This window comes from Thermaerobacter litoralis (assembly GCF_054654595.1).
The window spans coordinates 196,713-220,155 of the sequence record NZ_BAAIES010000006.1; the positions used below are offsets into that span (position 1 = coordinate 196,713).

General features: G+C 76.5%; 19 protein-coding genes. 12 read left to right on the top strand and 7 right to left on the bottom strand.

Annotated features, from left to right (window positions below):
* Positions 1 to 66: 66 nt before the first annotated feature.
* The 3 genes from ACYQ02_RS05080 to ACYQ02_RS05090 all read right to left on the bottom strand — a co-directional run bounded on the left by ACYQ02_RS05080 (position 67) and on the right by ACYQ02_RS05090 (position 4,318).
* A complete protein-coding gene (locus ACYQ02_RS05080) occupies positions 67 to 1,698 on the bottom strand; it encodes a DNA polymerase III subunit gamma/tau domain-containing protein (RefSeq protein WP_460039352.1) in 1,632 nt (543 codons plus the stop codon).
* 653 nt (positions 1,699 to 2,351) lie between these two features.
* On the bottom strand, positions 2,352 to 3,227 hold the full coding sequence (locus ACYQ02_RS05085) for a LysM peptidoglycan-binding domain-containing protein (RefSeq protein ID WP_460039353.1): 876 nt from the start codon (positions 3,225 to 3,227) through the stop codon (positions 2,352 to 2,354).
* 215 nt (positions 3,228 to 3,442) lie between these two features.
* A complete protein-coding gene (locus tag ACYQ02_RS05090; RefSeq protein WP_460039354.1) occupies positions 3,443 to 4,318 on the bottom strand; it encodes a DUF554 domain-containing protein in 876 nt (291 codons plus the stop codon).
* Between the two features lie 239 nt (positions 4,319 to 4,557).
* On the opposite strand from ACYQ02_RS05090, the gene ACYQ02_RS05095 reads away from it, so the two are divergent.
* From ACYQ02_RS05095 to ACYQ02_RS05110, 4 genes are all read left to right on the top strand, one after another.
* Positions 4,558 to 4,815, top strand: a complete 258-nt coding sequence (locus ACYQ02_RS05095) for a hypothetical protein (RefSeq protein ID WP_460039355.1) — start codon at positions 4,558 to 4,560, stop codon at positions 4,813 to 4,815.
* A gap of 381 nt (positions 4,816 to 5,196) precedes the next feature.
* Positions 5,197 to 7,377 (top strand): heavy metal translocating P-type ATPase, encoded by a 2,181-nt coding sequence (locus tag ACYQ02_RS05100; protein ID WP_460039356.1) that lies wholly within the window; start codon positions 5,197 to 5,199, stop codon positions 7,375 to 7,377.
* 179 nt (positions 7,378 to 7,556) lie between these two features.
* Positions 7,557 to 8,180, top strand: coding sequence for a Fur family transcriptional regulator (locus ACYQ02_RS05105; protein WP_460039357.1), 624 nt, complete (start codon positions 7,557 to 7,559; stop codon positions 8,178 to 8,180).
* A 48-nt stretch (positions 8,181 to 8,228) separates the two neighbouring features.
* Entirely contained in the window at positions 8,229 to 8,753 is a 525-nt protein-coding gene (locus ACYQ02_RS05110) for a YerC/YecD family TrpR-related protein (RefSeq protein ID WP_460039358.1), read from the top strand.
* A gap of 232 nt (positions 8,754 to 8,985) precedes the next feature.
* On the opposite strand, the gene ACYQ02_RS05115 is transcribed toward ACYQ02_RS05110, so the two are convergent.
* The 4 genes from ACYQ02_RS05115 to solA are packed head-to-tail and all read right to left on the bottom strand — an operon-like array spanning position 8,986 to position 13,076.
* Positions 8,986 to 9,948: a DMT family transporter gene (locus ACYQ02_RS05115; RefSeq protein ID WP_460039359.1), complete on the bottom strand. Its 963-nt coding sequence runs from the start codon at positions 9,946 to 9,948 to the stop codon at positions 8,986 to 8,988.
* A gap of 21 nt (positions 9,949 to 9,969) precedes the next feature.
* Positions 9,970 to 10,959, bottom strand: coding sequence for an ornithine cyclodeaminase family protein (locus ACYQ02_RS05120; protein ID WP_460039360.1), 990 nt, complete (start codon positions 10,957 to 10,959; stop codon positions 9,970 to 9,972).
* Positions 10,941 to 11,933: a DMT family transporter gene (locus tag ACYQ02_RS05125; protein ID WP_460039361.1), complete on the bottom strand. Its 993-nt coding sequence runs from the start codon at positions 11,931 to 11,933 to the stop codon at positions 10,941 to 10,943. The genes ACYQ02_RS05120 and ACYQ02_RS05125 overlap by 19 nt, the downstream gene beginning before the upstream one ends.
* Before the next feature lie 3 nt (positions 11,934 to 11,936).
* Positions 11,937 to 13,076 carry an N-methyl-L-tryptophan oxidase gene (solA, locus tag ACYQ02_RS05130; protein ID WP_460039362.1) on the bottom strand — a complete coding sequence of 380 codons (1,140 nt, stop codon included), beginning with the start codon at positions 13,074 to 13,076 and terminating at the stop codon, positions 11,937 to 11,939.
* A 621-nt stretch (positions 13,077 to 13,697) separates the two neighbouring features.
* Here solA and ACYQ02_RS05135 point away from each other — a divergent pair.
* The 8 genes from ACYQ02_RS05135 to hisI all read left to right on the top strand — a co-directional run bounded on the left by ACYQ02_RS05135 (position 13,698) and on the right by hisI (position 23,416).
* Positions 13,698 to 15,200: an ATP phosphoribosyltransferase regulatory subunit gene (locus ACYQ02_RS05135; RefSeq protein WP_460039363.1), complete on the top strand. Its 1,503-nt coding sequence runs from the start codon at positions 13,698 to 13,700 to the stop codon at positions 15,198 to 15,200.
* A gap of 578 nt (positions 15,201 to 15,778) precedes the next feature.
* Entirely contained in the window at positions 15,779 to 16,591 is an 813-nt protein-coding gene (gene hisG, locus ACYQ02_RS05140) for an ATP phosphoribosyltransferase (protein WP_460039364.1), read from the top strand.
* Positions 16,579 to 19,278, top strand: coding sequence for a histidinol dehydrogenase (gene hisD / locus ACYQ02_RS05145; RefSeq protein WP_460039365.1), 2,700 nt, complete (start codon positions 16,579 to 16,581; stop codon positions 19,276 to 19,278). Before hisG ends, hisD begins: the two co-directional genes overlap by 13 nt.
* Positions 19,268 to 19,885: an imidazoleglycerol-phosphate dehydratase gene (locus ACYQ02_RS05150; protein WP_460039366.1), complete on the top strand. Its 618-nt coding sequence runs from the start codon at positions 19,268 to 19,270 to the stop codon at positions 19,883 to 19,885. The genes hisD and ACYQ02_RS05150 overlap by 11 nt, the downstream gene beginning before the upstream one ends.
* Positions 19,886 to 19,949: 64 nt before the next feature.
* On the top strand, positions 19,950 to 20,705 hold the full coding sequence (locus ACYQ02_RS05155; protein ID WP_460039367.1) for an imidazole glycerol phosphate synthase subunit HisH: 756 nt from the start codon (positions 19,950 to 19,952) through the stop codon (positions 20,703 to 20,705).
* Positions 20,683 to 21,414, top strand: a complete 732-nt coding sequence (hisA, locus tag ACYQ02_RS05160; protein ID WP_460039368.1) for a 1-(5-phosphoribosyl)-5-[(5-phosphoribosylamino)methylideneamino]imidazole-4-carboxamide isomerase — start codon at positions 20,683 to 20,685, stop codon at positions 21,412 to 21,414. The genes ACYQ02_RS05155 and hisA overlap by 23 nt, the downstream gene beginning before the upstream one ends.
* Positions 21,408 to 22,265, top strand: coding sequence for an imidazole glycerol phosphate synthase subunit HisF (gene hisF, locus ACYQ02_RS05165; RefSeq protein ID WP_460039369.1), 858 nt, complete (start codon positions 21,408 to 21,410; stop codon positions 22,263 to 22,265). The genes hisA and hisF overlap by 7 nt, the downstream gene beginning before the upstream one ends.
* Complete coding sequence (gene hisI, locus ACYQ02_RS05170; protein ID WP_460039370.1) at positions 22,262 to 23,416, top strand: phosphoribosyl-AMP cyclohydrolase; 1,155 nt, start codon at positions 22,262 to 22,264, stop codon at positions 23,414 to 23,416. The genes hisF and hisI overlap by 4 nt, the downstream gene beginning before the upstream one ends.
* The last annotated feature ends 27 nt before the right edge of the window (positions 23,417 to 23,443 follow it).

Consider the following 23,443-nt stretch of genomic DNA (forward strand, 5'->3'; position numbering starts at 1 on the left):
CGGCCGGCGGCGCGGGGCCGGTGCGCGTCGTCGATTGGTGCTCGTCGTCGGTCCTTGTGGGCTTCGCTACGGGGTCGGGCCTTCCTCCCCGCCCCCTTCGCCTTCGCGACCCGCTGCATCCCAGCGGGCCCGGGCCGCCTGGATGGCGCCCCGGGTGAGGGCCGTGGCGTCGGTGGAACGGTCGCCCGGCGGCCGGCCGTAGATCCCCGCCGCCCCCTTGCCCATGGGGAAGGCGTGGGGCCGCAGGGTCGCCTTGAGGCGCGGGCGCGGCCGCAGCTCGGCGGCCGCTTCGAGCCGCCCGCCGGCCGCGATGCCGGCCGCCTCGTCGCGAGCGGCCTGGGCGTCGCCCTGGGCCTGGGCGTCGCCCTGGGCCTGCCCGGCGGGAGTGCCCGGGCCCGTGGCCGGCTGTGCGGCCGTCGTGCCCTGCCCCGGATCGCCACGGCCGCTTGCAGGCTCGCCCCCTGCGGGCTCGCCGCCGGCGTCCCCGGCCGCCGGGCCAGCCGCCGTCAGGGTGGATCCCAGGTTCGCCCGCACGCTGGGGTCCGCATTGGGCCCGGTGGCGACGGACAACGCCGCCTCGGGCGTCAGGGGCACCGGGGCGCCCCCCACCTCCTGCACCAGGGCTGCGTCCTCACGTTGGGCGACAGGCGCGCCATGGCCGCGGACCGCATGAGTCGGGCCGGCCGGCCCGGACGCCTGCTCAGGGGAGGAAGCCGCCTGCCGCGGGGCGCGGGCCTCCCCCGCCGGCGCGGGCGGCGCCGCCACGTCGGCCGCCGGGTCGCCCCGGGTGCTCAAGGGGGCCGGCGCCGGTTCCTCCGCCGCCTCCCAGCGCACCGTCCCCGCCTCCACGCCGGCGGGCTGCGTCCGGGCGATGGGTTTGCCCTGGGAGCTCGGCGAGGGCCGCCGGGTCAGCTGCTGGGCCACCTGCCGGTCGACCCGGCCCTCGGCAGGCTGGTCGGGCGCGTAGGCCACGGCCTGCGGGGCCCCCTGCTCCCCCACGGGCAGCAGCTCCCGGGCCGCCGGCACCCGCCGGACGCCCTGACGCCGGCGGGCGTCGAGATGGCCGGCCTCCTCCAGGGCCTGGCGATCCGGCGCCAGGGGCTCGGCGAAGGCCGCCCGGTGGCTGCCCCGGTTCGGCTTGCCGTAGAAGAGGTCGGGGCGGCGCACCCACAGGGACTGGCGGATGTCGTCCTTCTGGTTGGGTCCCGGCCCGGTGACCGCACCGGTCTCGCCGGCCACGCCGCCGCCGGTTCCACCGCCGGCGCCGGGGCCGCTGGTGCCCAGGCTCCGGGTCCGGTTGGCGCCGGCCCGGCCCGGACCGGGCGTCCGGTCGGCCCCCTCTCCGGCCACCTGGTAGGCCGGCAGGGGGATGGGACCGGTGGGGCGCCCTCCGGCCCGGGCAGCCCGCAGGCTGACAGGCCGGGCCTGGAGCGGCTGGGGGATCAGGCGGCGCGCGGCGCGACCTCCCCCTGGCTCGCGCCCGCCGGCCTCCGCAGGGCTTGCGGCTTCCCCGGTGGGGGCCTGAAGGCCGGGGCGGGCCCCGGCGCCGCCGTGGACCGCGGGGCGTTGGGCCTCTGGATCCTGGCGGGCGTCCCCGCCGGCCCGCTCCCCGCCGCGGCGGATCTCGGCGGCGGGTCGGGGCGCCACGGGGCGGCGGGGCCCCCGGTCGGAACCGTTGCCGCTGGTGGACTTCGCCATGCTCTCCGCTCCTCGACGCAACCCCGAAGGGGCTTGGTGCACGGGGACCGTTGGTCCGCCGTCGTCTGCAAGGAGTATGCCCCTCCGGACCGGCACCGCCGGCGGAGCGACCGGCCGCCGGCGCCACCCCGCCGCCGGGCGGCGGCCCCGGCCTGGACGGCGCGGGCGGGGTGCGGCAGGGGCTGTCGGGTCGCCGGCCCCCAGCGGGCGAGGGCGCGGCGGCACCAGGTGGGGACCGGCCCCGGTGGGGGAACGACGGGCCTGCCCATCCCGGTGGACCGGCTGGCCCCGGAGTGCAGGGGGCGCCGTCCCGGTGAACCCGTTGGCCCCGGCGGCCAGGGGACGCCGTCCCGGTAAACCCGCGGGCCCCGGCGCGCAGGGGACGCCGTCCCGGTGGAGCGGATGGCCCCCGAGTACGGGGGCGGACACCGGGGCCGAGCCGGGGCGCCCGAACACGGGGGCCCGGCCGGTTCGTCCGGCCGGGCCCCGTCGGGGTCCTTGAAGTCTCTGTCGCTGTCGCAGCGGTGTACGCCGCCGGCCGGCGGCCCGCTGCCGGCGGCCGCTCCCGGCCGGGGACCGGCGCCACCGGGCGTAGCGGGCGCGGGCTACTCGGGTCTCGGGCGTTGGTGCCGGCCACGCCTCGGGCGGCCGGTTCATCCCGCGGTGGGGATGCAGACGACCTCGCCGGGCCAGATCCGGTCGGGGTTGGTGATCTGCGGGTTGGCGTTGATCAGGTCCTCCAGCTCGACGCCGAAGCGCTGGGCGATGGCGAACAGGCTGTCGCCCGGCTGGACCACGTACTGGATGCCCGCGCAAGACGCCGGCGCCCGCGGCACGCAGACCACCTGGCCCGGGAGGATCAGGTCGGGGTCGGCCAGCTGGGGGTTGGCGGCGATCATCGCCTCCACGGGCACCCCGTTGCGCTGGCCGATGCTGAAGAGGCTGTCACCGGGCTGGACGACCACCAGCCGGCCGCCGGGACACCCGGGCGGCGCCGAGGGGATGCAGATCCACTGTCCCGGGACGATCTGGTCCGGGTCGACGATCTGGGGGTTCGCCAGGATGACCGCGGCCAGCGGAACGCCATAGCGCTGGGCCAGGAGGAACAGGGTATCCCCCGGTTGCACCTGGACCAGCTGGCCGCCCGGGCACGGCGGGGCGCCCTCGGGCGCGGGGCCACCCTGCGGAGCGGCGGGTGGCTGCTCAACGGGCGTCTCGGCCGGAGCGGGGGCGGTGGAACCGGCCGGACCCGGGGCCGGCCCTTCCGTACCCGCGCTCGTGCCGGGGGCGGGCCCTCCCGTGCCCCCCTCAGGAGGCGTCCCGGGGGCCGGCGCCGGCGGGTTGCCGCCCCGGGTCGGGGCGCCGCCGGCCAGACCGCCGGAGGATGGGGCCGGCGGGTTCCCGCCGCGGGTGGGGGCGCCGCCGGCCAACCCGCCCTGGCCCTCCGGCCCGGCGGGGGCCGGCGGGTTGCCACCCCGGGTCGGCGCCCCGCCCGCGAGACCGCCCTGGTTCGGGTTGCCGTCAGGCATAGGGTCGATCCCTCCTCGCGTCCTCAGTCGCTGGGAGTGCTCCTTTCACCCTACGCCCCGGCTTGCCAGGTGGTTCCCCTGGCGGCGGCCCCGGGCCGGCGCTGCGCCGGCTCGGGCCGTGCCCGGCTCAGGTTGCGCCCGGCTCCGGCCGCGCCCGGATCGGACCGCGCCCAGTTGGAGCCGCGCCCGGTCTTCGGTCCGTGCCCCGGGTCCCCTCACCCGCCCCCCGCCAGCCGCACCAGCAAGGGCGCGACGATCAGCGCCGGAAGGAAGTTGGCCACGGGCAGCCGCTTGATCTCCAGAAGCCCCAGGCCGATCATCACCACCAGGGCCCCGCCGGCCGCCGTCAGCTCGTTGAGCATCGCCTGGTTGATCCAGGGGCTGATGAGCCCCGCCAGGAGGGTCAAGCCGCCCTGCACCCCCAGCACCGTGGCCGCCGACAGGGCGACGCCCACGCCCAGGGCGGGCGCCATGGCCAGGGAGGCGAACCCGTCCAGGGTCGCCTTGACGGCCAGGAGCTGATAGTCGCCGGTGAGCCCGTCCTGGATCGATCCGAGAAAGGTCATGGGCCCGACGCAGAACAGCAGGCTGGCCGCGATGAAGCCGCGGGCGATGGCCCCCTCCCCGCCGCCGGGAAGGCCCGGGCCCGAGGCCGGTTCGGCGGAATCGCGCCGATCGCCGGCCACGGCAACGTCCACGGGCTGGGGCGCCGCCTGGGCGGCGGCTGGTTCCACCGCCGCGGCTGCCCGCGGGCGCGCCCGCCCGGGGGCTGGAGCCCCTTCCACCGCCGCCCCTTCACCGCTCGGCCGCGGCCGGGCCAGGGCCCGTTCCACCGCCCGGCCCAGCTGTTCCAGCCGTCCCTCCAGGTCCAGGGCCGTCCCGACCAGGCCGCCCGCCAGGACCGACCCCAGGACGATCAGGATGTTCCCCGTCGCCCGGGCCATGTCCAGGCCGATCAGGACGGTCACCACCCCCAGGCCGCCCGTCAGGACCTCCCGGGTGCGGGCGGGCAAGCGCGAACCCAGCCACAACCCCAGACCCGACCCCGCCAGCACCGTCAGGACGTTGATCAGGGTTCCCAGTCCCTTCAAGGCCCCTCCTCCCCCGTCGCGCCGGCCGATGGTGCGGCCCATCCTCTTGAATGAAAACAACCTACCACGCGGACGAACCGGCGGCTAGAGGCCCCGCGGCGGCCCGTGGTACCCTTGAAGCGTCAGGCGGGACGTCCCCTGATGGGTTCGTCGAACCCAACATTGTCGCCGGCCGGGCCTGCCTGGGGCGCCGCTCGCCCGTTCGGGCGGGCCGGGCCGGCCACCGGGGCGGTGAGAACATGCCGGCGGAGAAGGTGCCCAGCAAGGCCCACGGGTTCTTCCTCCAGATCGAGCGCTTGCCCGAGGCGCGACTGCGCCTGCTCGTCGCGGCTCTCGCCGGGGTCGCCGTCGTCTTCCTGGTGCTGATGATGCTGGTGCTCGAACACGTCCCCAACCCCTGGCTGCGGGCCCCGCTGGTGCTGATCACGGGCGGGCTGATGAGCGCGGGCGGCATGGGGGCGGGCGTGTTCCTCTACGAGCTGCGCCACCGGCGGTAACCGGCCCTGCGCCGGGTGGCTCCATCCGCAGGTGACCGGCCGCGCGCCGGCGGCGTCTCACCACCGGCCGCTGGTCCTTGGCCGCTGGTCCTGTGCTGCCCCCCACCGGCGCGTCATCGCAGGACGGCTTCCCACCCACCGGCCGGACACCGCAGGACAGCTTCCCACCCGCCGGGCGGTCGCCTCCGCCCACGGATTCCCCCCGGCGCCACGCCCGCGCCGCTTCCACCACGCCGCAACCCGGTTCGTCGGGACCGGGTTGCGGCGTTTCTGCTTCTGGCGTTGACCCGCGCGCCGCCAAAATTTATACTGGTTACAAACATGAACCGGTTATCAATTAATGCGATTGGAACTCAGTTTCAATTGAAGGAGGCATGCCCCGTGGCCGGTTCGTCCGCCGTCCCCAAGCCGCTGACGGAGAGCCCCCGGCGCCCGGAACGGGTCGCCCCCAGCCAGCTGGCGGGAGCCGCTGCACCCGGGGTGCCGGCCGGCGCCACCAAGCCGGAGGAACCAGCCCCGAGGGTACCGGCCCAGCGGCGTGCAGGGCCGGCCGGCGGCAACGAGCCCGGCCGGCCCGCTGAGACCGGCGGACCGGCGGCCTGCCATGGCGCGGCCGACGGCCGGGCCCGGGCCGGTGCGGCGGAGCCGGGCTTCTGGGCCCGGCACCACCTGGCCATCCTGACCGGCCTGACCCTCCTGAGCGTGGTGGCCGGGGCCGTCGCGGAGCGGCTCGGCGCGCCCCCGGTGGTCAGCCTGTTCTTCTACGTGGTCAGCTACCTGGCGGGCGGGACGCCGGCCGCCCTGTCGGGCCTGGCGGCCCTGCGGGAGCGGGTCATCGACGTGGACCTGCTGATGGTCCTGGCCGCCCTGGGCGCCGCCGGCCTCGGCGCGTGGGAAGAGGGCGCCGCGCTGCTCTTCCTCTTCTCCCTGAGCAACGCCCTGCAGTCCTACGCCATGGACCGGACCCGCCAGGCCATCCGCGCCTTGATGGACCTGGCGCCGGAGACGGCCCACCGCCGGCGTCCCGACGGCACCGAAGAAGAGGTGCCGGTGGAGGCGCTGCAGGTCGGCGACCTCATCACCGTGCGGCCGGGGGAGCGCATCCCCATCGACGGGCGGGTGCGGTCGGGCCGCTCCACCGTGGACCAGGCGGCCATCACCGGCGAATCGGCCCCGGTGACCAAGGGCCCCGGCGATGAGGTGTTCGCGGGCACCATGAACCAGCTGGGCGGCCTGGAGGTCGAGGTGACCAAGCCCGCCACCGACACCATGCTGGCGCGGATCGTCGCCCTGGTGCAGGCGGCCCAGGAAGACCGCTCGCGGACCCAGCGGCTCATCGACCGGATCGAGCAGATCTACGCCACCGCGGTGGTGGGCATCGCGGCCCTGGCGGCGGGCCTGCCCCTCCTCTGGGGCGCCGACCCCCGGGAGACGATCTACCGGGCCCTGGTGTTGATGGTGGTCGCCTCCCCCTGTGCCGTGGCCATCAGCGCGCCGGCGCCGGTGCTGTCGGCCGTGGCCAACGCGGCCCGGCGGGGCGTGCTGCTCAAGGGCGGCCGCTACGTGGAGGAACTGGCCTCGGTCAAGGTGGTCGCCTTCGACAAGACGGGCACCCTGACCCGCGGCCAGCCCCAGGTGACCGACGTGATCCCGTTGGGGACCGCCGACCGGCAGGCGGTGTTGCGCGCCGCCGCCACGGCCGAGCGGCTGTCCGAACACCCCCTGGCCCGGGCGATCCTGGCGGCGGCCGCCGCCGAAGGGATCGCCCCTGGCGAGGCGGGCGAGGCCCAGGCGGAGCCCGGCTTCGGCGTCGCGGTCCGTACGGCCGACGGAACGGTGTGGGCGGGGACCGCTGCCTTCGCCCAGCGCCACGGCGCAGACCCGGGCCCGGCCGAACCCCTCCTCGAGCAACTGGCCCGGCAGGGCAAGACCGGGGTGCTGGTCGGCGTGGGGTCGAACCTGCTGGGCTGCGTCGCCCTCCAGGACACGCCGCGCCCCGGGGCGCGGGAGGCGGTGGCCGCCTTGCGGCGGGCGGGGCTGATCCCCGTGATGCTGACGGGCGACCGCCCGGAGGTGGCCCGGGTCACCGCCGCCCAGCTCGGGATCACCGAGGTCCGGGCGGGACTGCTGCCCGAAGACAAGCTGACGGCGGTGGAAGAGCTGGCCCGCACCCTGGGTCCCGTGGCCATGGTGGGCGACGGCGTCAACGACGCCCCGGCCCTGGCCCGGGCGCGGGTCGGCATCGCCATGGGGGCCGCGGGGACCGACGTGGCCCTGGAGACGGCCGACGTGGTGCTGGTCAGCGACGAGATCGAGAAGCTGCCCTTCGTCTTCGACCTGGCCCGGCGGGCCACCCGGACCATCTGGCAGAACCTGACCTTCGCCCTGGGGGTGATCGCCGTCCTGGTCAGCCTCACCCTGGCGGGCCGGCTGGAACTGGCCCTGGGGGTTCTGGGGCACGAGGGCAGCACGGTGCTGGCGATGCTGAACGGCCTGCGCATGCTGGCCGTCCGGCCCGCGGCCGGGTCCTCCGGCGGGAAGGCAGTGCCCGAAGGGGCTTGACCGGGGACGGGCTCTTGACCCCCTTCGAAGGGCCAACCTAAGATCAAAATAGGATCTTTTGAGAGTTGCAACTATTTGAGCCGGATTCGTAGATATTCGTCGACTTTCCCGCCGGATGCGCCCGACCGGGATCGGACGGCCCGCCGGGCCGGAACCACCGGTGAAAGGTTGTGAACGTGATGGCCCTGGCCATGGACGAATTCCGGCGACTTCTGGCCGACCGCGGGTACCGGGTCACGGCCCAGCGTCTGGCCATCTACGAGCTGTTGCAGGAGAACGCCCGCCGGTCGCACCACCCGAGCGCCGAAGAGCTCTACCAGCAGGCCCGGGAGCGCTTCCCCATGATCAGCCCCGCCACGGTGTATAACACCCTGGAGCTGCTGGTGGAGCTCGGCCTGGCCAGCCAGCTGGGCTTCCCGGGCGACGTGCAGCGGTACGACGGCAACCCCCACGCCCACGCCAACGTCCAGTGCATCGACTGCAAGGCGATCTTCGATGTCGACGCGGGCGCCCTGGAAGGCATCGGGCAGCGGGTGGCCGAGCGATCCGAGTTCGTCATCCTGGGCCAGCGGTTCGAGTTCTATGGGATTTGCCCCCGGTGCCGGGAGCGGCGCGCCCGGGACGGCGTGCCCGTGACGGAAGGGGCGGCGGGGTCCGGTACGGACCTCCCGCTGAACGGTGCGAGCGGTGCTGCAGCGGGCGACGGCGTGGAGGGTCCGGGAAGGGCGGCCACGCGCCGCGAAGGCCCGCGCCCTGCCGGAGCCTCCGTGGGGGAGCCGCTGGGGACGGAGGCTGGCGACTGAGCCCTTGGGGTGGGCGTCGTCCAGGGCTGGCGGACAGGAGGAGCCGTGGTGGCATACCAATCCCGCCTGCAACACCCCCGGGTCGACCGCTTGTTCGAGGCAATCCTCTCCCTGGAGACGCTGGAGGAGTGCTACCGCTTCTTCGAGGATCTCTGCACCGTCGGCGAGATCCAGTCCCTGGCGTTGCGGTTCGAGGTGGCCCAGCGCCTGGCCCGGGGCCAGACCTATGAACAGATCCAGAAGGAAACGGGCATGAGCTCCGCCACCATCAGCCGGATCAACCGGTTCCTCCACTATGGTGCCGACGGCTACCGGCTGGTGCTCGACCGCCTGGCAGCCCGCCGCCACCTGGCCGGTCCCGCCTCAACCGGCCCGGCCGCCCCAGCCACCCCAACCGCCCCGGCCACGCCGGGCGCCCCAGCCGCCCCGACTGCTCCGACCGGCCCAGGCGCCGGCCGCGACGCAGCCCCCTCCGCGACGGACTCCTCCCAGGCCAGCCGTCCCCGCAGAGGCCAAACCGTCCCCAAGGCCGCCGAAGCGTCCCCGCAGGACGCGGCCAGGACCGAAGGGTGACGGCAGCGGGCTCGCTGGACCGGCCTGCCCCACCCGGGTCGATCCAGGGCGGGTCAGACCGCGTCCCCGCCGGGCGTGGCCCCGCCGTGTGCGACCTCGCCGGGCGTGGCGCCGCCGGGCGTGACCTCCGTGCCCCGCCCCGTGCCTCCCTCGGGTTTTGCCCCGGGTTTTACCCCGCCCGTGCCCGCCCCCCGCCCCGCCCGCGTTCGTGAGGACCGTTCCTGAGGGCCGGTCACAGGCGCTTTCCGGGCTTCACCGCCGCTTCCGCCGTCCCGGCCGTCCCGGCCGCCCCGACCGGCCCGGCCGGGCGCGCCGCCTCCCGGCCCGCCGTCTGGGTGGCGACGAACAGGCCCACCAGGGTCAGGGCCCCGCCGGCCAGTTCCACCGGCGAGGGAGCCTCCCCGAGGAGGAGCCAGGCCAGCAGCGAGGCCCCCACCGGCTCCCCCAGGATCGACACCGAGACGACGCTGGCGGGCACCCACTCTAGGGCCCAGTTAAGGACCGTATGGCCCCCCAGGGTCGGCACCACCGCCAGGGCGACGAAGAGCAGGAACTCCCGCCACGGATACGGCCCGAAGGGCGTGCCGGTGAGGCCCAGCCCCACGGCGATGACCAGCGCGGCGACCCCGTACACCAGGGTGGTGTAGGGCATGACGGGAAGGACCTGCCGCACCCGCCGCCCGATCAGGATGTAGCCGGCGAAGAACCAGGAGCCGGCCACCGCCAGGAAGTTTCCGTAGAGGGCCCGGCCGCCCGCGGCCAGGTCCGCCCCCCCGGCGCCGCCGAAGGTGACGACGGCCACGCCGCCCAGGGCCAGCAGCGCACCGGCCAGCCGCCGGGCCGGGACCCGCTCCCGCAGCAGCCACGCATCGGCCGCCATCACGTACAGCGGGTGGGACGTCACCAGCAACACCGACGCCGTCACCGAGGTGTACCGCAGCGAGGCGATCCAGGTGAGGAAGTGGCCGGCCAGCAGGATCCCGCTCAACACGCTGGCCCCGAGCAGGCGCGGCGGCAGGCGGCGGATCCGGCCGGCGTCCCGCCAGGCCCAGGGCAGGAGAAACAGGGTCGTCAGGGCCATGCGGTAGAAGGCGATGACGGCGCTGGGCGCCTGGGAGTAACGGATCAGCACCGACGAGAAGGAGATGGCGAGGACGGCCCCGGCCAGGGCCAGCAAGGGCGCCAGCGGGCTCACCGCCCCCTCCCTCCCCGGTCCTCATCCATCCACATCGCGCCCCACCCCCAGCTGGCGCGCCCGCTCCCAGATCCGGGCCGCCGCGTAGAGATCCTGGGCGGCCAGGCCGCAGCTCTTGAAGACCGTCACCTGGTCGGGGTCGACCCGGCCCGGGTGCCCACCGGCCAGCACCTGGCCGAGTTCCACCAGATCCCCGGGTCCCACGGCGCCCGCCTGCAGGGCGTCGATCAGCTCGCCGGCCTCTTCCTCGGCGGCCTCGAGCTGGTCGACGAAGACGGGCCGCGCCCGCCACACCAGGTCCCGGGCCAGTTCCCGCATGCCGGGGCGGAAGCTGCCCACGGCGTTGATGTGGGTTCCCGGCGCCACGTCGCCGGCCGCCAGGAGGGGTTCGGGGCTGGCCGTGGCCGTGCAGATCACGTGGGCGCCCCGGGCGGCCTCGGACGGGCTGGCGGCGACGACCCGCTCGATGCCGGGGCCGAGCCGTTGCCCCAGCCACTCGGCCAGCCGTTCCGCCCGCTCCCGCGTTCGATTGTAAATCCGCACCTGCCGGATGGGCCGGACGGCACACACGGCCAAAACCTGGTAGGGGGCCTGGGCCCCCGCGCCCAGCACGGCCAGCACCGAGGCGTCGTCGCGGGCCAACAGCCGGGTCGCGGCCCCGCTGGCGGCCCCGGTGCGTAGCGCCGTCACCATGGCCCCGTCCATCACGGCCACGGGGCGGCCGGTGGCGCCGTCGATCAGGGTCACCAGGCCGCTGATGGCGGGAAGCCCCCGGGCCGGATTGCCGGGGTAGACGGAGACCATCTTCAGCACGGTGTAGCCCAGGTCGGGGTCATGGGCCGGCATGAACAGGGTGGTCCCGCCGGCCGTGGGCGCATCGACCCCGATCCGCAGGGGCATCTGGACCCGGCCGGCGCTGACGGCGGCAAAGGCCGCCGCCATGGCGTCGGCGGCCTCGGCCATGGGCAGGCAGCGTTCCACCTCGGCCGCGTTCAGCCAGCGGACGGGCACGGTCCTTCCGCCTCCTTCCCGGGCGGGCGATGGGGTGGCTGGGGACCTTGGGGTGGACGGGGGCCTCCCGGCGCTCCGGCCACCGGTCCGGCCGCCCGGGCAGCGGGACGGGCAGCCCGCCCATCCTGGGCCAGCAGGCCCGCCAGCAGCACCAGCGCGGCCCCCGCCCCCTGGCCCGCCGTCAGCGCCTCCCCCAGGACGAACCAGCCCAGCAGGGCCGCCACCACCGGCTCCACGGTGGCGACGATGGAGGCGGTGGAGGCGGGGACCCATTGCAGGCCGGCCGTGTAGAGGCGGTAGGCCAGAAAGGTGGGGCCGACGCCGAGCACCCCCACCCAGGCCCACACCGCCGGCGACCAGGCCAGGTCCAGCAGCCGTGCCGGCGGCAGCGCCGCCAGCAGCACCAGGGCGCCGATGCCCAGGGTGTAGACGACCACCGCGGCCGGGTCCAGGTCGCGCAGGGCGACCTTGCCGAAAATGCTGTAGAGGGCGTAGGTCAGCCCGGAGAGCAGCCCGGCCGCCACCCCGGTCCAGGTGATGCCGGCCGCCGGGTCGGGCGCGCTGACCAGGACGACCCCCCCGAGGGCCACCGCCAGCGCCACCAGGCGCCGCACACCCAGCGCCTCGCCCAGGACGAGCCGGGCCAACAGGGCGACGAAGACGGGCGCCGTGTACAGCAACACGGCCGCCACGGCCACGGGCAGCAGCCGCACCGCCCAGAAGTAGCTCAGGTAGAACAGGCCGACGCTGATGGTCCCGTAGGCGACCAGCAAGGGCCAGCGCCGCCGCGGCACCGCCAGCGGGATCCCCTGCCGCCACGCCACCAGCAAGGCCAGGGCGAAGGCGATGGCCGCCCGGAAGAACACCACCTCGCCGGGCTGCGCGCCGCCGGCGTAGGCCATCCGCGCCACCACGCCCAGCGTGCCCCACAGGGCGGCCGCCCCCAGCACGTACGCCATCCCCCGCAGCGCCACCGTCTAGGACCTCCCCTGCTCGGGCGCCGGCCGGAACCGGGCCGGGCTGAAGAGGGCCAGGTCGGGCCGCGCCTTGCCCTCCACCAGGTCCGCCACCGCCTCCCCGATCACCGGCACGAACTTGAACCCGTGGCCGGAGAAGCCCCCCGCCAGGAGGACGGCCGGGTGGTCCGGGTGTGGCCCCACCAGGAAGTGGAGGTCCGGCGTGTTGGTGTAAAGGCACACCGCCGCCCGTTGCGGTTCGGGGTCCAGCAAGGGCAGCCGCCGGGCCAGCAATCGCTGGACCGGCTCCACGTCCGCCGGGGTCACCTCCCGGGACAGGGCGTCGGGGTCGCCGCGCAGGCCCCCGTGGTGCAGGCCGACCTTGATCCCCTCGCCTTCCAGACCGGGGAGGCCGTAGAGGGCCGGTTCGTCCCCCCGGTCCCAGATGAAGATGGGGAAGTGGTCCTCGAACCAGTCGGGCCGCTCGGCGGGCCGGAACCAGAGGCTGACCTGGCGCTCGACCTCCAGGGGGAAGGTCCCGCCCAGAAGGCCGGGATTCCACGCGCCGGCCGCCAGCACCAGCCGCTCCGCCTGGTACCGGCCCTGGGACGTGCGCACCGACACCGAGCCGTCGCCGGCCACCCAGGATTCCACCGGCTCGCCGAACCGCAGCTCGGCGCCGGCCGCTTCGGCCAGGCGCAGGTGGGCCGCCACCGTCTTCTCGGGGAACAGGACCCCGGCCGCCTCTTCGTACACCGCCACCTCGTGGGGCTCCAGGCGGAAGGCCGGAAACCAGCGGCCCACGTCCTCCGGGCTCAGCATGCGGTAGGAAAGCCCGTGGCGCCGGGCGCTCTCGGTGCTTCCGGCGACGATGGCCGAGTCGGGGGTGCCGATCATCAGGCCCCCCGTCTTGACCAGCAGCGTCTCGCCGGCGTCCCTGGCCAGAGCCTCCCAGAGCTCGTAGGCGCGCAGGAGCAGCGGCACGTAGGCTGGATCCTCGAAATAGGCCTGGCGGATGATCCGGCTGCGACCGTGGGACGAACCGGCATCGTGGGGCGGGGTGAACCGGTCCAGGCCCAGGACCCGCCGGCCTCGCCGGGCCAGGTGGTAGGCGATGGCGCCGCCCATCCCGCCCAGGCCTACGACGATCACGTCATACACGGGACATGCCTCCCTGTCTCCCGGTCCCGCGGCGGCCGGACCCGCCACCATGCCGGCGGGACGCGGCGGGGCCGCCACCGGCATCCCGTCCCGGGCGCCGGGCGGCGGGGCCGCGCAGGGGCGACCACCGCGCAGGCCGGGCCGGATCACGGTGGGGCGGCGAGGTGATCACCGCGCGACCCGGACTGTGCAGCACCCACCGCGCTCCCACACCGGACGGCCGAGCCGCCCCCGGTCCGGCCCGATGCCGGGGTCGCCGCTTGCCGGGCGGCGGGCCCCAGCCTGCGCCCACGCCCCTGGGACCGGCGGGCCCCCGCGGGACCGGTTGCTGAGCATTTCCCCGTTGCAGCCCGGAACCCTTTCCCGCGCGCTAGGAAGCCCGTTCCAGGGTGACCCAGCCGGTTCCACCCGCCGGCTGTCCACCGGTCCCACGGCCCCGCCCCGTGATTCCCGCGGTCCGATGTCGCAACCCATTGCATCCGGTTGCTTTATCGTGTTAAAGTGCTAAAGTGTTAAAGCAATCCACAGCCCGTGGCCGCGGCAACACCGCATCGCCGTGCGAACGGTGCGTGACCTTGAGCCGCACGTGGCCTGAAACCGTGAGCAGGGAGGTCCGCCCTCATGGAGCCTGCCGCCTCGACCGCTCCTTCCACCTGGTGGCCACCCGCACCGGCGTGGCCCGGAGGCGGGGCCGGCGCCGGTGCCGGTGACCGGGCCGAGGAGGCGCGCCGCCAGCTGGCCGCCCTCTTCGGCCGGTGGGGTTACCGCCGGGTGCGCACGCCCTTTTGGGAAGAAGCCCGGGAGGACCTGCTGGACGTCTTCCCGGAGACCGCCCTGTGCCGGTTCGTCGACCCGGCCGGGCGGGTCCTCGCCCTGCGGCCGGACCACACCGTGGCCGTCGCCCGCTGGGCGGCACCGCGCCTCGCCGGCGGCGACCCCTGGCGCCTGTACTACCTGGACCCGGTCTTCCGGCGGGATCCCCGGGACGGGCGGTTCCAGGCGGTGACCCAGGCCGGCGTCGAACTGCTGGGCGCGCCGGCCCCGGCGGGCGATGTGGAGGTCTTGGGCCTGCTGGTGGAAGCCCTGGAGGCGGTGGGCGGCCTGTGGGGGGACCTTGCCTCGCCCCTTGCCGATCCCCCTGCCCCGCCCCCGGATCCCGGGTCCCTGGGCGACGGGGCCGTGGCCCTGGCGTGGCCATGGCGGGGTTCCCCGGCGCCGTCGGTGGGGAGCGGCAGCGGCCTTGTGCCCTTCCCCGTCCGCGTGGCCGTGGGGCACACCGGCGTGCTGCAGGCCTTCCTGGCCGCCTCCGGCCTGGACGAACCGGCGGCTGCCGCCGTGACCGCCGCCCTGGCGCGGCGCGACCGGGTCGCCCTGCGGCGGGCCCTGGAGGCGGGCCTGGGTCCGGACCGGGCCCAGGAGGCCTACCGATTCCTGGCCGGCAGCTTCCCGGTGTCCGAAGCCCTGGAGCACCTGGAGGCGCTGGGGGTGGAACCGGCCGCGGAGCTGGCGGCCACCCTGCGGGCGGCCTGCCGGTTCTTCCCCGGCGCCGCCGGGGCCCTGCGGGTCGAGCCCGGCCTGGTCCGGGACCTGGAGTACTACACGGGCCTGGTGGTGGAGGTGTTCGCCGGCTGGCGGCGCATCGCGGCCGGCGGCCGCTACGACGGCCTGCTGGCCCGGTTCGGGGGACGGGGTCCCGCCGTGGGGCTGGCCTTCGACCTGGAGGCGCTGGTGGAAGCGGCCGGGGCCGCCACGGCCCCCGGGGTCGCCGGGGGCGCGGGGGTCGCCGGGGCCGCCGGTTTCGCGGAGGTCGCCGGATCCGCCCAGGCCGGGGGGCCTGCCGCCGCCCCGGTGGCTGGCGGCATCGGGGCGGTTCCCCACCCGGGGTGGCCCGGCCGGGCCGCCGTCGACTACCTGGTGGCCGGGCCGGCGACGGCCGCCGATCCGCAGCGCCTCTGGCAGGAGGCCCGGCGCCTGCGGGCCCAGGGCGCGTCGGCGGTGGTGATGGCCGAACCGGCCACGGAGGACGAAGCCCTGGCCGCCGCCCGGCGCCTGGGGTGCCTGCGGCTGCTGTGGCTCGACGGCCGCCGCCGCGTCCTGCGCATGGCCTGGCCGCCCGGCCGGTGAGGGCCGCGGGCCGTGGCCTCTGCGGGAGCCCCGGAAGCCCCCGCATTCCCAGGCGTTCCGGCAACTCCGGCATTCCGGGGGCGTCCCGGAACTGGGTGACGGGCGGCCGCTACCGCCGGGCGTCCCGGAAACTGGGGACGGGCGTCCCGGGCCCCTGGCTGGGCGTCCCGGGCCTCGTCGCCAGGCACCTCGGGCCCCCTGGCCGGGCGTCCCCGGCCCCAGGTCGCCGGGCACCCGGGGCCCAGTCGCCGGGGCGCCTCGAGCCGAGGCGTCCCCGGCGAAGGACCGCCCCCGGCAATCCGCAACAGGGAGCGATGGCTGTGATCACCCCGATCCCCCCCTCTTCCACCCCCGGCCCGGCCGCCATGGCGGCGGAGACCATGGCGGCAGAAGCCATGGCGGCGGAGGCCGTGGCGGCCGAACCCCCGACGACGCGGGCGACGCCCGGCCCATCCGGGACGGCCGGTGGGACCGCGATCCCTCCCGGCGGTGGGTTGCCCCCCGGCGGTGGGTTGCCGCCCACGGGTTCCGCCTTCACCGCAGGTCCCTCCGCCACCCCAGCCGGGGGCCCCCGCCCCTTGTCCCCGGGAGCCGCCGCGATCCCGGCCGGGCTGCGGCCCCGGCCGCCCCTCACCCTGGCCCTCCCCAAGGGGCGGATGCTGGCCGAGGTGGCGGCCCTCTGCCGCCAGGCCGGCATCGCGGCGGCGGCCCCCCTGGCGGCCGGCGACGACCCGCCGGCCCTGGTGCTGGACGACCCCGCCGGCGGGGTGCGGCTGCTGCTGGTTCGTCCCGGGGACGTGTGGAGCTACGTGGCCTTCGGCGGGGCGGACCTGGGCATCACCGGCAAGGACGTGCTGGAGGAACAGGCCGGGGACGGCCCCACCGGCTGGCTCGACCCGCCCGGGGTGGTGGAGCTGGCCGATCTGGGCGTCGGGGCCTGCCGAATGGCGGTGGCGGGACCGGCGGCCGGGGCCGCCTGGTGGGCCCGGCGCCGGCTCGAACCGGGCCGGCTGCGGGTGGCGACCAAGTACCCGGCGTGCGCCCGCCGGGCCCTGGGGGGCGGGCCCCTGGAGGTCGAGGTGATCCCGCTGGCGGGGTCGGTGGAACTGGCGCCCCTGGTGGGCCTGGCCGACGTGATCGTCGACCTGGTCGCCACGGGCCGGACCCTCCGGGCCCACGGGCTCGTCGAGTACGAGGTCCTCTTCACCAGCACGGCCCGGCTCATCGCCAACGAGGCGAGCCTGCGCCTGCGGGAGGAGGCCATCCTGCCCCTGGCCGAGCGGCTGGAGGCGGCCTCCCGCCGGTCGCGACCGCCCGCCGGCCCGGTGGCGGCCACCGCCGCCCCTTCCCCCACCCCCGCCGAGGGGAGGCGATCGCCGTGCGCCGGTTGACCGCCGAGCAGCTGCTGGCCGAGCTGGACCGGCGCCGCCCCTTCTCGCCCGAGGTCCGGGCGGCCGCCGAGGCCATCGTCGAGGATGTGCGGCGCCGCGGCGACGAGGCGCTCCTTGAGTACACCCGCCGCTGGGATGCCCCGGACCTGACCCGGGACGAACTGGCCCTGCCGCCGGAGGCTCCGGCCGCGGCCCTCGCCGGCCTGCCCGGCCCGCTGCGGCAGGCCCTGGAGCAGGCGGCGGCCCGGATCGCCGCCTACCACCGCCGGTTCGTCCCGGCCAGCACGACCTGGACCGACGAGGCGGGCAACCGCCTGGGCCGCCTGGTGCATCCCCTGGACCGGGTCGGCCTCTACGTGCCGGGCGGGCGGGCGGCCTACCCCTCCACGGTCCTGATGGCGGCGATCCCGGCCCGGCTGGCGGGCGTCCGGGAGATCGTGCTGGTGACCCCGCCCCGGCCCGACGGGTCGGTGCCGCCGGTGGTGCTGGCGGCTGCGGCGCTGGCCGGGGTCGACCGGGTGATCCGGGTGGGCGGCGCCCAGGCCATCGCCGCCTTGGCCTACGGGACCGAGACGGTGCCGGCCGTCGACAAGATCGCCGGGCCCGGCAACGCCTACGTGACGGCCGCCAAGGCGGCGGTGGCCCACCGGGTGGGGATCGACGCCCTGGCCGGCCCCAGCGAGATCGTCGTCGTGGCCGACGATAGCGCCGACCCCGGCTGGGTAGCCGCCGACCTCCTCGCCCAGGCCGAGCACGATCCCCTGGCGGTCGCCGGCTGCCTGAGTCCCGACCCCGGGTTGCTGGAAGCGGTGGCCGCCGAGCTGGACCGGCAGCTGGCCACGGCACCCCGGGCCGCCGTGGCCGGCGCCGCCCTGGAGCGGGGCTTCCTGGTCGCCACGGCGGACCTGGAGGAGGCCGTCGAGCTGGCGGGGCGGCTGGCTCCCGAGCACCTGAGCCTGCAGGTGCGGGATCCCGAAGGGTGGCTGGGCCGGGTGCGGGCGGCGGGGGCCGTGTTCTTGGGCGGCTGGGCCCCGGTGGCGGCCGGCGACTACGCCGCCGGGACGAACCACATCCTGCCCACGGGCGGGGCCGCCCGGTTCCAGGGGGCCCTGGGTCCGGAGGCCTTCGTGCGGGTGATCCCCTTCTTCGCCGGGCGGCGGGAGGGGGTCGGCGCCTGGGCCCCGGCCGCCCGCACCCTGGCCGAGGCCGAGGGGCTGCCGGCCCACGCCGCCAGCATCCGCTTGCGGGAGGAACGGGCCGCGGCCGGGGCGGCGCCGGGTGGCGGGCGGTCGGCTGAGGCCCGGGTGACACCGGGCGGCGGGCCGGCGGGTGAGGCCGGGACGACGCGGGGCGGCGGACCGGTGCATGAGGCCGGAGCGACGCCGAGCGGCGGACCGGTGCATGAGGCCGGGGCGGGCCGCGGCGTGGGGACCGCAGGTGGCCGGCCGGAAGGTGCGGAGCCGGACGCCACCGGTCCCGGCCCGGCCGGGGCCAGTGCTGGGTCCAGCACGGCCCCCGCCGCGGGGTACACCGTGGCCGACAACCCGGCGCCCATCAAGCTGGACGCCAACGAGGCCGAACCCTGGCCGGACGACCTGCGGCAGCGCCTGGCGGCCGCGCTGGCCGAGGCCCTGGCCGGCGGCGCCCCCCACCGCTACCCCGCCCGGGCCTTGCGGCAAGCGGTCATCGCCCGCATCGCCGCGTACGCCGGGGTGCCGGAGCCGGCGGTGGTGCTGGGCAACGGCTCGGACGAGCTGATCCAGGCCGTGCTGGGGACCCTGGGGCGGCGCTGCATGGCGGCCGTCGCCCCCTCCCCCACCTTCGGCTACTACGCCGCGGCGGCGGAGGCGGCGGGTGTGCCGTACCGGCCGGTGCCGGTTCCTCCCGAACGCGCCGTCGAACTGGAGGACCTGGAACCGGTCCTGGACGCCTTACCAGGCGAAAAACTGGTCTTCCTGTGCCGGCCCAACAACCCCACGGGCCTCAGCTGCTCGCTGGACGTGGTGACCGGCCTGCTCAAGCGGCCGGACGTGTGGCTGGTGGTCGATGAGGCCTACGCCGAGTTCGCCGGCGAGAGCGTCCTCGACGGGAACCGGGTGGCGGGGACCGGGCCGTGGGGGGAGGACCCGGCCGCCGCCCGCCTGATCGTCCTGCGGACCCTCTCCAAGGCCTTCGGCCTGGCCGGGGCCCGGGTGGGCTACGGGGTGGCCGCCCCCGCCGTGGCGGAGGAACTCCGCCGGTGGCTGCAGCCCTACAACCTGGACACCTTCGCCCTGGTGGCGGCCCGGGTCGCCCTGGACCACGCGGCGGTGTTCCGCCAGCGGGCGGAAGCCACCCGGCGCCGCCGCGAGCAACTGCTGGAGCAGCTGCGCCGCCTGCCGGGCCTGGTCCCCCTGCCGTCCCGGGGGAACTTCATCCTGGTGCGGGTCGAACCGGCGGGGGCCCGGGCCGGGGCGGCCGCCGCCCTGCAGGCGTCCCTGGCCAGCCGGGGGATCGCGGTGCGGTCCTTCCCCTGGGAACCGGCCCTGGCGGGGTATCTGCGCATCACCGTGGGCACCGAGGCGGAAAACGAGGCGCTGGTGGCCGCCCTGGCCGCGTTCCTCCAGCAGGGGGGCCGTTCAGGGACCCTAGCGGGCGACTTGGCCCCGGTCCCGCCGGTGCCGGGAGGGATGGCCGATGGCCACTGAAGGCGGCAGCAGCGCCGGGCGCCGCGCCGAGGTGCGGCGGGAGACCCGGGAGACGGCGATCCACTGCCGGGTGGATCTGGAGGGGGTTGACCCGCGCCCGGGGCAGCGGATCGACACCGGCCTCCCCTTCTTCGACCACCTGCTGGCCGCCTGGTCCGTCCACGGCGGCGTCGGCCTGGACCTGGTGGCCCGGGGCGACCTGGAGGTCGACGGCCACCACACGGTGGAAGACACCGGGATCTGCCTGGGCCGCGCCCTGCGCCAGGCCGCCGGCGACTACGGCACCGTGGCCCGGTTCGGCGCCGCCTATGTCCCCATGGACGAGGCCCTGGCCCGGGTGGTGGTCGACGCCAGCGGCCGGCCGTACCTGGTGTGGGCCGTGGAGGTGCCGGCCCGGTCCTTCGGCGCCTTCCACACCGAGCTGGCCGAGGAGTTCTGGCGGGCGGTGGCGATGGAGGCCCGGCTGACCCTCCACGTCGACCTCTTGCGCGGGCGGAACGCCCACCACGGGTTGGAGGCGATCTGGAAGGCGGCGGGCCGGGCCCTGGCCCAGGCCCTGGCCCGCCGGCCGGGAGGCCCCCTGTCCACCAAGGGCGTGCTGGAGTGAACGGGGGCGGCGGGAGGAGGCAGCCGCCTGCCGTGGAGCCGGGGCGGCCGGAGGAGGCGAGGCCATGACGCGGCCCTACGTGGCCATGGTGGATTACGGCACGGGCAACGTCCACAGCCTGGGCAAGGCCCTGGAGCGGGTGGGCTGCCGCACCCGCCTGACCGCCGACCCCGCCGAGCTGGCCGGGGCGGCCGGGATCGTGCTGCCAGGGGTGGGCGCCTTCGGCCCCGCCTGGCGGCGGCTCGAGGCCACGGGCCTGGTCCCTTGCTTGCGGGAGCTGGTGGCGTCCGGGCGGCCCCTGCTGGGCATCTGCCTGGGTATGCAGCTGCTCTTCCAGGGCAGCCGGGAGGATGGGTTCTGGCCCGGCCTGGGCCTGCTGCCCGGGTGGGTCGAGCCCTTCCCGGCCCTGGGCACGCACCCCGGCGGCGCGGCCCCCGGCTCCACCGGCTTGGCCTGCGTCCCCGCCAACGGCCGGCTCAAGGTCCCCCACATGGGGTGGAACCGGGTCGTGGCCCCGCCGGGCAGCCGGCTGCTGGCGGGGCTGGGCGAGACCTTCTACGCCTATTTCGTCCACTCGTACCGGGTGCCGTGGCCGGCAGGCGGCCTGGAACCCCCACGCCCCCCTGCCGCCCTGGCCGGTTCGGTCCATGCGGCCGGGATGCGGGTGGCCGTGTCCGACTACGGCGGTCCCTTCGTCGCCGCCGTGGAAGCCGGCCCCGTCGCCGGCACCCAGTTCCACCCCGAGAAGAGCGGCCCGGTGGGGCTGCAAATCCTGCGGAACTTTGGAGCGATGTGCGGTGCTTGTGATCCCGGCCCTTGACCTGCGCGGCGGCCGCCTGGTCCGCCTCTGGCAGGGCGACTACCGGCGGGAGACGGTCTACGGCGACGACCCGGTGGCGGTGGCCCGCACCTTCGCGGCCCTGGGCGCCCCCCGGCTCCACGTGGTCGACCTGGACGGCGCCCGGGAGGGGCGGCCCGTCCACAGGACGCTGATCCGCCAGCTGGTGGCGGCGGTGCCGGTGCCCGTCCAGGTGGGCGGCGGCATCCGCGACGCCGCCACGGCGGAGGCGTATCTGGAGGACGGTGCGGCGGCGGTGATCTTCGGCACGGTGGCGGTGCGCCGGCCGGAGGTGGTCGCCCAGGTGGCGGCCCGCTACCCCGGCCGCGTGCTGGTCAGCCTTGACCTCAAGGACGGCCGCCCCGCCGTGGAAGGGTGGACGGCCACCGCCGGCCCCCTCTCCGTCCTCGAGGCGCTCCAGGCCGCGGGGGTGACGGAGCTGATCGTCACCGACACGGGACGGGACGGGACCCTGGCCGGGGTCGATCCGGCGGTGTTCCGGCCCTTCCTCCAGGCGGGCTTCCGCGTCATCGCCGCCGGCGGCGTGCGGGATGTGGGTGACGTGGCGCGGCTGCGGCAGGCCGGCCTGGCCGGCGTCATCACCGGCCGGGCCCTCTACGAGGGGACCCTCGACCTGAAGGAGGCCCTGGCCGCGGCTGCGGCCCCGAGGGGGGAGGATCCGCCGTGCTGACCCGCCGGATCATCCCGTGCCTGGACGTGGACGGCGGCCGGGTCGTCAAGGGCATCCACTTCCGGGACCTGCGGGATGCGGGCGACCCGGTGGAACTGGCCCGCCGTTACGACCGGGAGGGCGCCGACGAGCTGGTCTTCCTGGACATCAGCGCCACCGTGGAAGGCCGGGAGACCATGGTGGACGTGGTGCGCCGGGTGGCGGCGGAGGTCTTCATCCCCCTGACCGTGGGCGGCGGCATCCGCGACGGCGATCAGATCGCCCGCCTGCTGGCGGCGGGCGCCGACAAGGTGGCCATCAACAGCGCCGCCGTGGCCCGGCCGGAGCTGGTCGCCGAGGCGGCAGAGCGGTTCGGGCGGCAGTGCATCGTCGTGGCCATCGATGCGGGGAGGAACCCGCCAGGCCCGCCCCGCCCCGGCGGCGATGCCGGTCCCGGCGCTGGGAGCGGCCGGGCTCCCCGCTGGATCGTCTACACCCACGGGGGGCGGAAACCCACCCCCCTTGACGCGGTGGAATGGGCCCGCCGGGTGGCGGCGCTGGGCGCCGGGGAGATCCTGCTGACCAGCATCGACGCCGACGGCACCCGCGACGGGTTCGACCTGGAGCTGACGCGGGCGGTGGCGGGGGCCGTGGACATCCCCGTCATCGCCTCCGGGGGCGCCGGCCGGCCCGACCACTTCGCCGCCGTGCTCACCGAGGGCCGGGCCGATGCGGCCCTGGCCGCCTCGATCCTGCACTGGGGGGAGACCACCATCGCCGAGATCAAGGCGCTGTTGGCCGCCCGCGGCATCCCGGTGCGGCCGGTGGCGTCCCCCAACGTGGCGGAACGCAACGAGGAGGAACGACCGTGAACGCAGACCCCTCCGCGAAAGCCCGGAGCCAGGTCCCCGCGGGCGGGGTGGCGGGAGGCGCGCCCGGGCAGCAGGCCGGACCGCCCAGGGCCGCCGATCCGCCGGGACCTTGCCCCGGCGAGCCAGGCGGCCAAGACCCGCGGGGCAGCGAAGACCTGCGGGGCGGCGAAGCGCCGCAGGACGGCGAACACCCGCGGGGCAGCGAGGAGCCGCGGGACGGCGAGAAGCCGCGGGCCGGCGAGGAACAACGGGGCGCTGGATCGCCGGCGACCCCGGACCCCGGCCCGGCCGGCCTGGCCGCCCTCCGGTTCGACCAGCAGGGTTTGGTCCCGGTGGTCGTGCAGGATCGGACGGCCGGGGAGGTCCTGATGCTGGCCTACGCCAACCGGGAGGCGCTGGCCCGCACCCTGGCCGACGGCAAGGCCTGGTTCTACAGCCGGTCGCGGCAACGGCTGTGGCGCAAGGGCGAGACGTCGGGTCACGAGCTGGCGGTGCACGAGGTGCGGATCGACTGCGACGGCGACGCGGTCCTCTACGTGGTGGAGCCTTCCGGCCCGGCCTGCCACACCGGCGAGCGGAGCTGCTTCCACCGCGATGTCCGGGGCCGCTGGCGGAAGGGCTCCCCGGTCATCCCGCACACGCCTGCGCAGGAAACGGGACCGGCCGGGCCACCGGCGCCGGCCCCGGCAGCGGCCGGGGCGACCGCCGTTCCGGCCCCGGCCCCGGTCCGGGCCCCCGGCGACACCGGCGACACCCCTGACACGGCCGCCGGGGACCGGGGGACGAGCGGGTCCGAACAACCGGCCGCCCCGGCGGGCCACGCCCCCTCCCACCGGCCGGACCGGGACGCCGCCGAGGGGGACGGCCTGGCCTTCCTGTCCCGCCTGGAGGCGGTGATCCGCAGCCGGTGGCGGGAACGCCCCGCCGGATCCTACACCACCGCCCTCTTCGCGGCCGGCCTGCCGCGGATCCTGCAAAAGGTCGGCGAGGAGGCGGTGGAAACGGTGGTGGCGGGCGGCCATCAAGGGCCGGACCGCCTCGTCGAGGAGACCGCCGACCTGGTCTACCACCTGACGGTGCTCCTGGTTGCCCGGGAGGTGGGTTGGGCCGACGTGGTGGCCGAGTTGCGCCGGCGGGCTTCCGCCTCCTGACGACCCCCGCCCGGCCCCCGGCGCCGG

Coding starts and splice junctions, on each gene's coding strand:
- ACYQ02_RS05080 (WP_460039352.1), bottom strand. CDS start 1,698: ATGGCGAAGTCCACCAGCGGCAACGGTTCCGACCGGGGGCCCCGCCGC.
- ACYQ02_RS05085 (WP_460039353.1), bottom strand. CDS start 3,227: ATGCCTGACGGCAACCCGAACCAGGGCGGTCTCGCGGGCGGGGCGCCG.
- ACYQ02_RS05095 (WP_460039355.1), top strand. CDS start 4,558: ATGCCGGCGGAGAAGGTGCCCAGCAAGGCCCACGGGTTCTTCCTCCAG.
- ACYQ02_RS05105 (WP_460039357.1), top strand. CDS start 7,557: ATGGCCCTGGCCATGGACGAATTCCGGCGACTTCTGGCCGACCGCGGG.
- ACYQ02_RS05135 (WP_460039363.1), top strand. CDS start 13,698: ATGGAGCCTGCCGCCTCGACCGCTCCTTCCACCTGGTGGCCACCCGCA.
- ACYQ02_RS05150 (WP_460039366.1), top strand. CDS start 19,268: ATGGCCACTGAAGGCGGCAGCAGCGCCGGGCGCCGCGCCGAGGTGCGG.
- ACYQ02_RS05155 (WP_460039367.1), top strand. CDS start 19,950: ATGACGCGGCCCTACGTGGCCATGGTGGATTACGGCACGGGCAACGTC.